We start from the raw sequence: 13,399 nt of genomic DNA, 5'->3' as shown, positions 1-13,399 counted from the left end.
CGCTTCCCGCGGGACCATAGGAGAGTTGCACCAAACGCGAGCGGTCGACGGCGGGAGGTCCCGCCGTCGTGCGCGTTCTGCCTTGACTCAGCTGTCCAGTAACCCGCCGCTCGCCCAGCGCCGAACGGCCAGTTTTTCAGTGGCGTCGAACTCCAACAGCGCGACACGGCAGAGTTCCTCCACGTTCGCAGTCCACGCTGCCGCCAGGCCTTCCGGCGTCGCCTCGTCGTTGAGCGGGAAGTTGACGTAGGCCAGGCCCTGCAGGACAAAGCTCACGGCGTTGCGGGAAACCGGCTGGTCCGCGTTGACGCAGTCGTCCCGCACCTGCCGGGACAGTTCGGTGCGGTTGAGGGGATGCTCGCGGAGCCTGGCCGCCATGGCCTGGAACATCTGCCGGAACTGGGCCGCCGAAAGCGCCGGCACGTCCGTGACCCTGGTGACCTGCTCCTCGATGCCGGGCTGGAGGTCGGCGGGCGCGGGCAGGTCCTCGCTGGAAAACCGCTTGCCGTCCCAGACCCAGCCGCCCTGCGCCGCGGAATACTCGACCCCCTGGCCGATCTGGGACACCCAGGTCCCGAACTTTCCGAAGCCCGCCCAGTCCGTCTTTAGGGACGGCTCGGCCGTCAACGCCCGGTGGGCCACCATCGCGCCCACCACCGGTCCCGGTGCGGCGCGGACGAGTTCGAGGACGCCGCGGATGGCCGGTGATGCGGCCTTGACCTTGGTCTTCGCCTTTGTTGCAGCCGGAGTATCCTGCTGCTTCACAGACGCCACCGCATGAACAGGTTCCACTGCTGTGCCATTGAGGATCGCGACGAAGTCGTGGGACTCCACCACATGGTCCGCCATCTCGCGGTAGGCGAAGGCCACGGCGCCGGCCGCAATGACCGTGGTCATCCGGTCAGCGGCCCGGAACCGCTGGATCAGGGACGTGAAGTCGGCATCCGCCGAGGCGATGAAGAATTCTTCGATGCCAACGTTGCCGGACAGCGCGTCCATGGCATCAAGGACCAGATTGATGTCCGTGCTGCTCTTTCCGCGCTGCGTCAACGACGGGCAGTCGATCACGCGGAAACCGGCGCGGGTCCAGTAGGTCCGGTACTTCGAGTACACCACAGGATTCAGGTAGCAGTTGCGGATCAGGAAGCGGCGGGTGTCCTCGCCCGAACTTCCGGAAGACAACGCGTCGGCCCAGTGCTTGGGGTCTTCGGCAAAGCGCTTCGCTGCCGGCGGATCGAGGGCCTGCAAGCCGGTGAAGACATTGTCGAAATCAACAAACATTGCAGCACGTATGCCAGGTCTGCGGGACGGGGAAAGCGCCTCATTCATTGGCCCAGTGTGACAGTTACGTCGCGTTGCGGCGACTGCTTTCTGCCTGATGGTATGTGGCGCCTAGATCCATTTCGGAGCGGCTGGAACGGTGTCCAGGGGTGCTCCGTCCTGGGTGGCCGTGACGCCATCGGTACCCCTGCCGGTGGCCCATCGGGTGACTCCGGCAAGCGGGCCGGAGACCACCAGGGGAGCGTCCGGATCGGCGCTGCCGAGTTCAAGCACCGGCTGCTGGCCAGTGACCCGGACGAGGAGTCCGGTGTCGGTGCCGCGGGTCTTCCACGCTCCGGTGATGTCTTTGAGGAGGCGTTCGAGCACTGCGGCGGGGATGTCGGCGAAGGTGGCGCCGTTGTCCAGGTCCATGGCGTGGGTCCAGACCTCGCGGGTGCGCATCCAGACTGTTTCCTCTGCCGGGACGATCCGGCCCTGGGCGGTTTTGACCTTGTGGTGCCAGGCTTCCGCGGGAAGGTCGCGCCATTCGACGTTCAGGTGCACCGCTGAGTGGTCAAAGAGGTGCCGCAACGCGATCGGAGGGAGGGTGGCCCCGAAGTTGATTTCGTGGTCCCTGATCTGGGTGGACGCGTACATGGGTGTTTCCACCCCGGTCGCGGCCCACTCGATGAGCCTGGCGATGGCGCGGGCGTTGTAGCCGATGTGCGCGGTCACGTGGCGGCGGGTCCAGCCCGGCAGCAACGACGGGCCGTCGAGGTCCGCGTCGGAAAGCTCGTTGAGCTTCCGCGCGAAGAACGCGGTCCCACGCCGGGCCTGCAGCAACGATTCGAGCAGCCGCGGGTCCGTCGTTTGGTCATGGCGTGCGACCATCAGGATTCCTTGACCACGCGGTTGTTCAGCTGGCCCAGGCCCTCGATGGTGGTGACCAGGAGCTGGCCTTCCTGCAGGTAGCGCTTCGGGTCCTGCGCGTGGCCCACGCCGCCGGGGGTGCCGGTGGCGATCACGTCGCCCGGGTTCAGCGTGATGATGGTGGAGATGTAGGAGACCAGGAATTCCGGGGTGAAGACGACGTCGTTCGTCGGCGTCTGCTGCTGGATTTCGCCGTCCACCGCGGTGGTCATGAGCCCGCCGCTGAACTCGTCCTTGGTGACCAGGGCGGGGCCGAACGGGGTGGACTTCTCCCAGGTCTTGCCCTGGAGCCACTGGATGGTGCGGAACTGGTAATCGCGCATGGACACGTCGTTCAGGACGGCGTAGCCGGCGATGTGGTCCGCGGCGTCCGCTTCGGAAATCCGGCGGCCCTTCTTGCCGATCACGACGGCGAGTTCGGACTCCCAGTCCACGGTGTCCGATTCCTGCGGCAGGGCCAGGTCATCGTTCGGGCCGATCAGGGATTCCTGGTACTTGGCGAACAGGGTGGGGTACTCGGGAACTTCCCGGCCCATTTCCTTGATGTGGTTGCGGTAGTTGTGGCCCACGCAGATGATCTTGCCCGGGAACGGGACAACAGCTTCGAGGTCGGCACCTTCGAGGGGGTGCGTCGCACCGTTGGCCGCGGCGGCGATGGACTCCCACGCAGCGTCCTTCAGGAGCGCCCCGACGTCGGAGAACCCGTCAATCTCGGTCAGGGTGGTCCCGTCCTGGCGGACAGCCTTGCTGCCGTTTTCAGTGCGGAGTGTCAGAAGTTTCATGCGTTCTTGCGTCCTTCGGTGTAGGTGCGGTTAAAGTTCAGCCGTTCAAAAATGGGGGCGTCACTGAAGCGGAACAAATCAAACTCCGTTTGAGAACCAGCGTCGGCCTGCAGCGACCATTCCTGCCATGACGGGACCACAAACAGGTCGCCCTTGGCCAGGGTCCTGACCTCGCCGTTCAGGACCACGGTGCCGGTGCCTTCGAAGACCTGCCAGACACTGGAACCGACCTCGCGGACCGGTTCGGTGGACGCGCCGGCGCGGAGGCGGTGGAACTCGGCCCGGATGGTGGGCATCACGTCCCCGCCCGTAGTCGGGTTCGAGTACCGCACCGCGGCGTGGCCCTGGGAGACGGTGGCAGGGTGGCCCTCATCCTCGAGGAGGAGCTGCTCGCGCAGGGCGGCGTCGGTGTACTTCCACCGGTACGCGGCGATCGGGGAGTTGGTGGTGTTATCCAGGCCTGAGAGCGGGCGCAGGCCGGGGTGGGCCCAGAGCCGCTCGGACCGGGAAATGTCCGGGGTCGCTTCGTCGGTGACGCGCTCGGTGCCGAACTCGAAGAAACCGGCGTCGGCGTAGTGCACGAACGGGATGTCCAGGCCGTCGATCCAGGCCATCGGCTCGTCGGTGTCGTTGTGGTGGCCGTGGAAGTTCCAGCCCGGGGTCAGCAGGAAATCCCCGCGGGACATCCGCACCGGGTCCCCGTTCACCACGGTCCAAACACCCTCGCCCTCGACCACGAAACGGAAAGCATTCTGGGAATGGCGGTGCTCCGGGGCCGTCTCGCGGCCACCCAGGTACTGGATCGCAGCCCACAGCGTCGGGGTCGCATACGGGGTCCCGGCAAGACCCGGGTTCGCCAGCGCGATCGCGCGGCGTTCCCCGCCCCGGCCCACCGGCACCAGGTCACCGGCACGGGCGGCCAACGGGTACAGATCACTCCAACGCCACACATGCGGCACAGCCTTCGGCGACGGGACCATCGGCATCAGATCCCCAATTTCGGTCCACAACGGAACCAGGTTCTCGGTCTCGAAATCCGCGTACAGCTTCTCCAGCTGGGCAGCCTCTTCAGGCGTCGGCTCCGGCAAGGCGTGGCTTGCGGCCACTAATTCATGGGTCGTGTTCTCGGTCATGGCCATCCCTTACTTTGCGTGAGAGCCTGCGGCGGCGAGGCGTTCGGCGATGTCGGCGCGAAGGTCCTTCTTGTTGATCTTGCCAACCTTGGTGGTAGGCAGTTCGTCCACCACAACAAGGTGTTCGGGGATCTTGAAGGCCGCCACCCCGGTCCGGCGAAGTAGATCCTGGATCTGCTCGAGCGTGACTTCGGCCTCGGGCTTGACGGTGATGTAGAGGCATAGGCGTTCGCCAAGGACCTGGTCCGGCATGGCGATTGCCGCGGCCATGGTGACGTCGTCGATCCGGTAGACGAGGCTCTCGATCTCTTCGGCCGAGATCTTTTCGCCACCCCGGTTAATCATGTCCTTGTCTCGGCCCTGGACAATCAGGTTTCCGTCGGGTCGCCGCTCCACGATGTCTCCACTGGCGTACCAGCCGTCGGGCGTGAAGGCACGGGTGTTCGCTTCGGGGGCGCGGTAGTAGCCGCGCGGGGTGTACGGTCCGCGGGTCAGGATGGACCCGGCGACGCCGTCGGGGAGGTCCTCACCGAACTCGTCCACAATCCGGACTTCATCGGCTTCGGATACGGGGCGGCCCTGCGTGGTGCAGATGACGTCGTCGGGGTCGTCCAGCCGTGTGGTGTTGATGAGACCCTCGGCCATGCCGAATACCTGCTGCAGCGTGGCGCCCAGGACGGGCTTGACCTTCCGGGCGATTTCGTCCGGCAGCCGGGAGCCGCCCACCTGGAGTACCTCGAGGGTGGCGAGCTGATTGGTGTCGGCTTCCTGCTGGTATTCGATCCACCGCTGGGCCACGGCCGGGACTGCTGTCGAAAGTGTCACTCCCTCACGTTCGATTGCGGCGAAGGCTTTGCGTGGTTCGGGGCTTGGCAGCATGATCACTCGGCCGCCTGCGAAGAGGATTCCGAGGATGCCGGGGCAGGCCAAGGGGAAGTTGTGGCTCGCGGGGAGCGTACCGAGGTAGACGGTGTCCTCGGTGACTCCGGTGGGGATCGAGCATGCCTTGATGTTGTAGGCGTAGTCGTTGTGGGTCCTCGTGATGAGTTTAGGCAGGCCGGTGGTGCCGCCGGAAAGCAGGAACAGCGCGGGCGAGTCCGGTGAAGGGGCCGCGGCGTCCAACCGTGCCCGGGCAGCCGAGACGTCCTTTACTGGCGCCAAAATCTCCTCGAGACGTACGTTGAGTGGCTTTGCCGCACCGGAAACGAGGATGATCTCCAGGGCCGGAATGGATGCCGCAAGTTCTTCCGCCAAGGCTTGGTGGTCAAAGTCCTTGATGACGTCTGGCACAGCAATTGCCCGGGCCTCGGAGAGTTCGGTGAGGAAGGAGAGCTCGTACTGCCGGTGTGCAGGCAGTGCCATGACGGGGATGATGCCGGCCCGGAAACAGGCAAGGGTCAGGACGGTGAACTGCCAGCCGTTGGGCAGCTGGACCATGATGCGGTCATCCGGTTTCAGGCCCAGCTGCAGGAGCCGTTCGGCGGCCGCATCCATTCTGTTGGCGAGTTCGGCGTAGGAGAGGCGGAGGTCCCCGTCCACAACGGCGGTTTTCTCCGGCAGCCTGTCTGCGGTGTCCAGGACGTAGGCGCCCAGGGTGCGGTCTTCCCAGTAGCCTTTGGCGCGGAATTCTGCGGCGAGGTCTGCCGGCCAGGCGATGGTGCCTTCACTGGTGTGGCTGGTCATTTGATGTCCTCCTCGACATTGATGACGACGGCGTCCAGGGCTATGAGCCCGTCACGGGTCAAGCGTAAGGGGTTGATTTCGATCTCTGCGATTGAGTCATTGGAAACGAGTGCATCGCCCAGCCGGACCAGGATGGCTGCGAGTTCTGCGGTGTCGAGCATCGGTCCGGAGCGGAAGCCGTAGAGCAGGTCGCGGGCCAGGAGCTCAGCAGGCATGCCCGCCGCTTCTCGTACGGACAGTGGAGCCGAGCGGATGGAGACATCGGCGTAGACCTCGGCGGCGGTGCCACCGAGGCCCACCACAACGATGGGTCCGAAGACGGGATCTCGGCGGACGCCGGCCACCAGGTCAACGCCGGAGGGCGCCATTTTCTCGATCAGGAATTCGCGGCCCCCCGCCGCTTCCAGGCCGTCCAATGCACGGTCCATGGCAGCGGGGGAGTCCACGCCCAGGTGCACTCCGCCGATCTCCGTTTTGTGCAGGACAGCGGCGTCGAGCAGTTTGACCGCAACCGGTCCGCCGATTTCGGCGAGGGCCCGGTGGGCAGCATCTCGAGTGCTGCAGCTGCGCCGGGCGGGTGTGGCAATGCCCAGTGCGCCCAGGAGTTCCTTGGCGCGGTCCTCATCCCAAGGCCCTTGAACGTCTGGCCAGGCGAAGGAGGCGGCGGCAGCCTGTGCGCGTCGGAACTGTCCCCGGGCGTCGTTGACCAGCGCTGCAATGCCGTGGGCAAGTGAGGTGGGGCCGCTAATCAGGGGCAGGCCATGGACCGGGGCTGATTTCCGGGCTCGTTCGACGTCGCCGTCGGGTCCGTCCACACCGATCAGGAACGGCAGGGTTGCCGCGGCACCGGATTCGGCGACGGATGCCGGCAGGTCAGCCACGGGTTCTGTCAGGCCATACACGGCGACAACGTCGATGGCCGGATCCGCGGCAACGGCCGCCACGATTTTGTCGTAGCCGGGCCCGGGACGGCCGGTGTCAACCGGGTTGGCCTGGAAGGTCATGGGCGGCAACAGTCCGCCGATGGTGTCCTGGCTGGCCTGCGTGAGGCGCGGCAGCGTAACGCCGGCAGTGTGCAGGGCATCGGCGATCAGCAGGCCCGGGCCGGCCTGCCCGGTGATGAGTCCCACGCCGGGGTTGGCTGCCGGTGCCAGGCGGCGGCCGGCGAGGGCGGTGACGGCGGCGATCAGCTGGTTTTCGTCGTCGACGATTACAGCGCCCGCTTGCTTGAGAACGGCACGGGTGGTGCGCCAGGACGTGGCCAGGGCCCCGGTGTGGGACTGGGCAAATTCGGACACATCGTTTTGCCCGACTACCAGCGCGACGACCGGTTTGATGGCGCTGAGGCGTGCGACAGCGTCCACGAGGGCCGGGCCATCTGCGACGGTTTCAAGGTGCAGGGCAACGGCTTTGGTTTGATCATCGGAGATCAGGTAGTCCAGGACATCCGGTGCGGTGATGTCCGTGCCTGCACCGATGCCGACGGCGAGGCTGACGCCCACTCCGGCGCGCTGGAGGTGGAAGGCCAGGACGTGATTGACTCCGCCGCTGGCTGCCACTACGGCTACAGAGCCGGGCTCCAGTTCTGCGACGCCGGGCACGAAGCTTGCGCGCAGGTTCCGGTGCGGAACGAAGAAGCCGGAAGTGTTCGGGCCGAGCAGCCGGATGCCGGTCTCCCGGACAGCTGCCTGGACGGCCCGGTCGAGTTCGAGGCCGGGGCCGCCAGCTTCGGCGAAGCCGCCGGCGCAGACCAGGGCAGCCTTGGCGCCGTTGGCTGCGCTGTCCCGCAGTGCCTGGGCGGTCGCGGCGGCGGGGACGCAGAGGACTGCCAGATCGGGGCCGCCGGGGATGGCTGCGGCGGCGTCGGCGATGTTGGTGTGCATCCCGTTTTCACCGCGGCTGTTCACCAGTTCCACGGGCTCGGGGTAGTTGGAAAGTGACTGGGCCATGACGGCGCCAAGTTTGTCCGGGCTGGATGAGGCGCCGACGACAATGATGCCGCGGGGTTCAAAGAGGGGGCTCAGGTTATGCATCGGTGGCCTCCGTGGCGACGGCGTCGGCCCGGCCGGACAGGACCAAAGTCAGGTTTGATGCCGGGCCCCGGTCATCGACGATCACGCTCGTCAGGCCGTGGCCGAGACGGGCTTCCTCGGACAAAAGGATACGGGTGAACGGGGTGCCACCCTGGATCACGACGGCGGCAGCCTGCGACGTCAGCCGGTCGACGGCGTCGGGCAGACCGTCTTCGGTATCCGGTGCGGTGAGCAGCAGTGCCGTGCCGGAATTGGCGTAGGCCGGGTCGGTGACCAGGGCAATACTCCCGCCGGCGCCGTTCAGGACGGCCTGGCCATCCTGCTGGGTAAGGGAGAGCAGGCGGCCGCCGAACCGGACCGACCCGGCATCGAGCGGTGTTTCCAATGGCGTGTGGCCGTTCCGGGCCAGCCAGTCTTCTTCCACCGACTCAACAAAGCCCGCGTCACGCTGGCGGATCTTGTCGATGTCGATGCTGCGGGAGAAGAAGTGGAAGGTGAACTGGGTGGGGGCGAAGGAGTTGTAGTACCTGCCGAAGTGCTCCCACCAGCTCAGTCCGCCACGTGCCTGGTTCTGGATCTTGGCAACCTGGGGCTGACGCTCCGTTTCATAGTTGGTGAAGGCAGTTTCCAAGTCATCCTGGTGCGCAGCTACTTCCCGAACGAGGGTGATGGCATCTTCCATGGCCATTTTGGTGCCGGACCCTACGGAGAAGTGCGCGGTGTGTACGGCATCGCCGAGCAGGACGACGTTGCCCTTGTGCCAGGACCGGGTCCGGCGGGTGCGGAAGTTCGCCCAGCGGGAGCTGTTGGCGACCAGCGGTTCACCGGCAATGTCCTCGGCGAAAAGTTTTTCGAGGAAGCGCTGTGTCTTCAGGTCCGAAGGTCCCGGGGGCTGGCTGACATCGAATTCGTCGAGGCCGGCCTTGCGCCAGGTTTCCTCATCGGTTTCGACAATAAAAGTGCTGAGATCTTCGCTTATCGGATAGCCGTGGACAGCGAAGTTGCCGAACTCGCTCTTCCGGTGCAGGAAGGTCATGCCCTTGAACTTGTGGCTCGTCCCGAACCAGATGAACTTCGCCGCAGCCGTCTCGGCAGTGTGGCCCAGGCCCTCGCCGAGCTGTTCGCGCGTCGAGGAGTTAGCGCCGTCTGCGCCCACGATCAGGTCAAAGTCCGCAAGCTGGGACAGGTCCGGCACGTAATGGCCGAAGCGCATATCGACGCCGGCCTCCGCAGCCCGTTCCTGCATGAGCTGAAGGAGGGTCTTGCGATAGATGGCGGCCATGCCGTTGCCGGCGAAGGACTTCTGTTCGCCCTTGAGCCACACCTCGATGTCATCCCAGTGGGTGCCGAAGTCCCGCAGGCCATCGTGGACCACCGGGTCAGCCTCGTTGATCCTGGTCAAGGTGGCGTCAGAGAAGACCACCCCGAAGCCGAAGGCGTCAGTGGCCTGGTTCCGTTCAAAGAGGACCACCTCGGCGTCAGGAACGGTTTGCTTGAACAGGGTTGAGAAGAACAGTCCGCCGGGACCGCCGCCAATGCAGGCTACGCGAAGTGCCATCGATGCCACCTTCTAGATTTAGGGGAAGTCAGTGAGATAGGTCTCGTATTGAGTATGTAACGAATGTGCGTGCGACGTCAACTTTTTGTTACAAATACCTCACGGGCGGGGTGGACTCCTGACTACGAAGCTACTTCCTGGCCCTGGGCCACGGGCTGCCCGATGATGCCGGAAACGAACTCCGTCGCTGCGGGGCCGAGCTGCCGGTGCACTGCGCCGAAGAGCGTATAGGCCTCGCGGCTGGGCCAGTCCGCGGGCTGCAGCTCAGGCGGAAGGTGGGGATCCCGGAACGGAAAGCGGCGGAAGTCGCCGATGACATGCATCCGTTCGATGAGGGCCGTTCGACCGTCCTTGCCTGCACTCAGCGCTTCGTCATTGAGCGGTGCGTACATGCCGATGAACTGTTGATAGTCCGCGCCCAACTGCTCCAGATCCCAGCATCGCGCAGCCAGGCCCCTGTCTTCCTGCAGGTCTCCGGTTCCGCACCATAGGGCGTCCACTTTTGCCAGCGGATTTTCGGCGGCAATTTCACGGACTTCGGCAATGAGGTTGTGCGGGCTCAGCCAGGTTGAAGGTGACAGCTGGCCGAAGCCGTGCCATGCGAGCTGTTTCCGGAGCTGTTCACGAACGGCGCGTTCGGATTCCGGGACCTGGTAAATGGCCATGGTCCATCGCCCCTCCCAAGCCTCGTCCCGTTGCCGGAAGATCCGCTCGCGTCCCTCGTCGAGGATCTCCAGCATGTGCGGGGTTAGGGAGTAGACCGTCTCCCGTCCCACGCGCCTGGTGGTGAACCAGCCCTCCTTGCGAAGGCGGGACAGGTTAACGCGGACTGTCGCCGCTTCGATGCCAAAGACGGCGAGAAGTTCCGTGATGTCGGCAAGCCGCACCTCGCTGCCGGCATATCGGAGGTAGTCCCCGAATAGATCCAGGATCAAGGCTCTGGGTTTCCACTGCATAAAACTCCTCTAACTCCGGACCACCTGAGAGATCATCAATCAGGAAACGTGCAACATATCTATTGACGAACGACATTTTCATGTTACATTCGATTGTGGGTCAGATCACAGCCGATCGCCCTCATCTCTGGCACATCACATTGTTGTGTATATCACCTGGAGCCCCCATGACTTTCCCCCAGTCTTCACCGTCGGCCCGCCTGCGCAAATCGCCCGGCGTCGTCATCTTTCTGTGTTTCCTTGCCATTGTCTTTGACGGCTATGACCTCGTTGTCTACGGGGCGATCGTTCCCAAGCTCCTGGCGTACCAGCCCTGGGGCCTGACGCCGGTAGAGACCGGTGCCATCGGCAGCTACGCCTTAGCCGGTATGTTTATTGGCGCCATCCTCATCGGATACCTCACCGATATCGTCGGCCGCCGGAAGGTCATGATGGTTTCCATCGCGGCCTTCTCTTTGCTGATGCTGCTGACCGCCTGGGCGCCGACTCCCGAACTCTTTGGTTTGTTCCGCTTCCTTGCAGGCCTTGGACTCGGTGGTGTCATCCCGACGGCGATCGCACTGACTGTGGAGTTCTCACAGTCGAGCCGCCGCAACTTCAATAACGCACTGATGTTCTCCGGCTACGCAGTGGGAGGCATTCTCGCCGCACTTCTTGCTCTTGCGTTCCTGCCTTCGCTGGGGTTCCAGGGAATGCTTGCCTTGGGCGGCATTCCCCTCGTCGCCGTTGTGCCGCTGCTGTTCAAATACCTGCCCGAGTCCCCGGCCTACCTCGCGGCGAAAGGCGATCGGGTGAATGCGGAGCGCATCGTCGCCGAATACGGCCTGGAACTGCTGCCGCCGGCCCGTGTCCATACCGACGCCCCCGAAGCCGGCCGGTTCCGCACGCTGCTGACGGGACGCCTGCTTGGCGCAATGATCCTGTTCTGCTTGGCCGGAATCTGTGGCCAGACGCTGGTATACGGGCTGAACACCTGGCTGCCCCAGCTCATGGTTATAGCCAAGTACTCCCTGGCTTCTTCACTGACTTTCCTGCTCACCGTCAACATCGGGGCCGTTGTAGGTGTCCTGGTGTCTTCCCGCTTGGCTGACCGCTTTGGTCCCCGCCGGGTAACGGCCGTCGCCTTTGCCAGCTCCGGAGTCGCCCTGGTCCTCATGGGAACCGGCATCATGCCTCTGGCGGCCATGTACGCCCTGGTGGCAGTGGTCGGCTTCGGATCGGTGGGAGCGCAGATCCTGGTGAATGGCTTCGTTGCCACGTACTTCTCCGGCGCAACACGAGCCACCGCCCTCGGAATTACGCTCGGTGTGGGGCGGATCGGCGCAGTACTGGCGATCTCCGGTGGCGGCATCCTCGTAGCGGCCGCGCTCGGCAATTTCATCAACTTCTCCGTATGGGCAATTGCCGCCGCCATCGGCGTCGTTGCGGTCCTGGCCGTTCCTCGCCTTCCCGGATCCGAAACCAGCGGCACGGCTGAAGAAACTGAAGCCTTCGCCTCAAACGGCACCATTCAGCACTAAGAACCTCAATACCTGAGACGAGCCGCCGGAGGTAGGCAGCTCACTAACTAAGGAGCCCCTTTGCAAACGCAACTCATCATTGACAACCAGCCACGTGACGCCCGCGAAGGCAAGACGTTCGAACGGCGGCACCCGCTGACGGGCGCCCTTGTGACCGAAAGCGCGGCAGCCGGCGTGGATGACGCCCTGGATGCGGTGGAGTCGGCGTCCAAAGCTTTCACGACCTGGTCGGCCACCGGCCCCACAGAACGACGCGCCGTAATGCTGAAGGCGGCGGAAATTATGGAGCGGCGGGGGCCGGAGTTCATCGAGACGATGATGTCCGAAGTCGGCGCGGCGCAGCTTTGGGCCGGATTCAATGTGTTCCTCACCGCGCAACTGTTCCGAGAAGCGGCTGGACTTGCCACACAGATCCAGGGTGAGACCCTTCCGACGGACAAGCCGGGAACGCTGTCGATGACTGTGCGGCAGCCCGCCGGCGTGGTTCTCAGCATGGCGCCCTGGAATGGAGCCGGCGTGCTCGCGGCCCGGGCAATTGCCTACCCCATCGTTTGTGGCAACACCGTGGTGTTCCGCGCTTCGGAAACCAGCCCGAAGACCCATGCGATCATCGCGGAAGTCCTGCACGAAGCCGGCGTACCTGCCGGGGTCCTGAACTTCCTGACAAGCACTGCCGAGGACTCTGACAGGGTGGTGGAAGCCATCATCGCTCACCCCGCTGTCCGCCGGATCAACTTCACCGGATCAACCGCGGTGGGCCGCATCATTGCCGAAAAGGCTGCACGCTACCTCAAGCCAGTCCTGCTGGAACTTGGGGGCAAGGCACCTTTCGTGGTCCTTGACGATGCGGACATCGACGGCGCCGTAAATGCGGCCGTCTTCGGGTCTTTCCTTTACCAGGGCCAGATTTGCATGTCCACGGAAAGGTTCGTGGTAGACGAGAGTGTTGCGGATGAATTTGTTGCAAAGTTTGCGGCACGGGCAGCGCAGCTGACGGCCGGAGACCCCGTCTCCGACGCGGCATGCATTGTCGGCCCCATGATTCGCCAGGAATCGGGCGCCCGGATCAACGGACTGATCGATGACGCACTTGCCAAGGGTGCTGAGCTTGTGGTCGGTGAGCGTGCCGACGGGGCATCGATGCCGGCCACCATCATCGACAAGGTAAGCCCGGAAATGTCCATCTACGACCAGGAGACCTTCGGCCCCATCACCACGGTGGTCCGCGTTTCCGGCGTCGAAGAGGCAGTCCAGGTGGCAAACGACACGGAATACGGCCTTGCCGCCGCCGTTTTCGGGGCGGACAGCACCCGGGCTCTACAGGTTGCCATGCGGATTCAGGCGGGGCACGTCCACGTCAACGGGGCAACAGTGCAGAACGAGGCCCAAGCTCCTTATGGGGGAATGAAAAACAGCGGTTTCGGCCGATTCGACGGCCGCGCTGTCATCAACGAGTTCACGGAGCTCAAGTGGATCACCGTGGAGCAGTCCGACCAGCAGTACCCGTTCTGAGCCAAGAGCCCTATCTACAAGGACAGGAAAGG

Annotated in this window: 10 protein-coding genes; 2 read left to right on the top strand and 8 right to left on the bottom strand. The window is 64.5% G+C overall.

The window, feature by feature from the left end; all coding sequences use genetic code 11:
• Nucleotides 1–87: 87 nt before the first annotated feature.
• From AC1MCD_RS17275 to AC1MCD_RS17240, 8 genes are all read right to left on the bottom strand, one after another.
• Nucleotides 88–1,329 (bottom strand): NYN domain-containing protein, encoded by a 1,242-nt coding sequence (locus AC1MCD_RS17275; RefSeq protein ID WP_498673641.1) that lies wholly within the window; start codon nucleotides 1,327–1,329, stop codon nucleotides 88–90.
• Nucleotides 1,330–1,392: 63 nt separating this feature from the next.
• Nucleotides 1,393–2,151: a maleylpyruvate isomerase family mycothiol-dependent enzyme gene (locus AC1MCD_RS17270; protein ID WP_498673639.1), complete on the bottom strand. Its 759-nt coding sequence runs from the start codon at nucleotides 2,149–2,151 to the stop codon at nucleotides 1,393–1,395.
• Entirely contained in the window at nucleotides 2,151–2,972 is an 822-nt protein-coding gene (locus tag AC1MCD_RS17265) for a fumarylacetoacetate hydrolase family protein (RefSeq protein ID WP_498673637.1), read from the bottom strand. Before AC1MCD_RS17265 ends, AC1MCD_RS17270 begins: the two co-directional genes overlap by 1 nt.
• The gene (locus tag AC1MCD_RS17260) at nucleotides 2,969–4,105 is read right to left on the bottom strand and encodes a cupin domain-containing protein (protein WP_498673635.1); all 1,137 of its coding nucleotides are present in this window, start codon (nucleotides 4,103–4,105) and stop codon (nucleotides 2,969–2,971) included. Before AC1MCD_RS17260 ends, AC1MCD_RS17265 begins: the two co-directional genes overlap by 4 nt.
• A 9-nt stretch (nucleotides 4,106–4,114) precedes the next feature.
• Nucleotides 4,115–5,788 carry a (2,3-dihydroxybenzoyl)adenylate synthase gene (locus AC1MCD_RS17255; RefSeq protein WP_498673633.1) on the bottom strand — a complete coding sequence of 558 codons (1,674 nt, stop codon included), beginning with the start codon at nucleotides 5,786–5,788 and terminating at the stop codon, nucleotides 4,115–4,117.
• Complete coding sequence (locus AC1MCD_RS17250) at nucleotides 5,785–7,821, bottom strand: acetate--CoA ligase family protein (RefSeq protein ID WP_498673631.1); 2,037 nt, start codon at nucleotides 7,819–7,821, stop codon at nucleotides 5,785–5,787. Before AC1MCD_RS17250 ends, AC1MCD_RS17255 begins: the two co-directional genes overlap by 4 nt.
• Nucleotides 7,814–9,379: an FAD-dependent monooxygenase gene (locus AC1MCD_RS17245; RefSeq protein WP_498673629.1), complete on the bottom strand. Its 1,566-nt coding sequence runs from the start codon at nucleotides 9,377–9,379 to the stop codon at nucleotides 7,814–7,816. The genes AC1MCD_RS17250 and AC1MCD_RS17245 overlap by 8 nt, the downstream gene beginning before the upstream one ends.
• 122 nt (nucleotides 9,380–9,501) lie before the next feature.
• Nucleotides 9,502–10,335, bottom strand: a complete 834-nt coding sequence (locus AC1MCD_RS17240) for a PaaX family transcriptional regulator (RefSeq protein WP_498673627.1) — start codon at nucleotides 10,333–10,335, stop codon at nucleotides 9,502–9,504.
• A 167-nt stretch (nucleotides 10,336–10,502) separates the two neighbouring features.
• On the opposite strand from AC1MCD_RS17240, the gene AC1MCD_RS17235 reads away from it, so the two are divergent.
• Together AC1MCD_RS17235 and AC1MCD_RS17230 are read left to right on the top strand one after the other, a co-directional pair.
• Nucleotides 10,503–11,855, top strand: a complete 1,353-nt coding sequence (locus tag AC1MCD_RS17235) for an MFS transporter (protein ID WP_498673625.1) — start codon at nucleotides 10,503–10,505, stop codon at nucleotides 11,853–11,855.
• A gap of 60 nt (nucleotides 11,856–11,915) precedes the next feature.
• Nucleotides 11,916–13,367 carry an aldehyde dehydrogenase gene (locus AC1MCD_RS17230; RefSeq protein ID WP_498673623.1) on the top strand — a complete coding sequence of 484 codons (1,452 nt, stop codon included), beginning with the start codon at nucleotides 11,916–11,918 and terminating at the stop codon, nucleotides 13,365–13,367.
• The last annotated feature ends 32 nt before the right edge of the window (nucleotides 13,368–13,399 follow it).

Source organism: Arthrobacter sp. BF1 (assembly GCF_056680215.1).
This window is presented reverse-complemented; position numbering and strand designations above follow the sequence as displayed.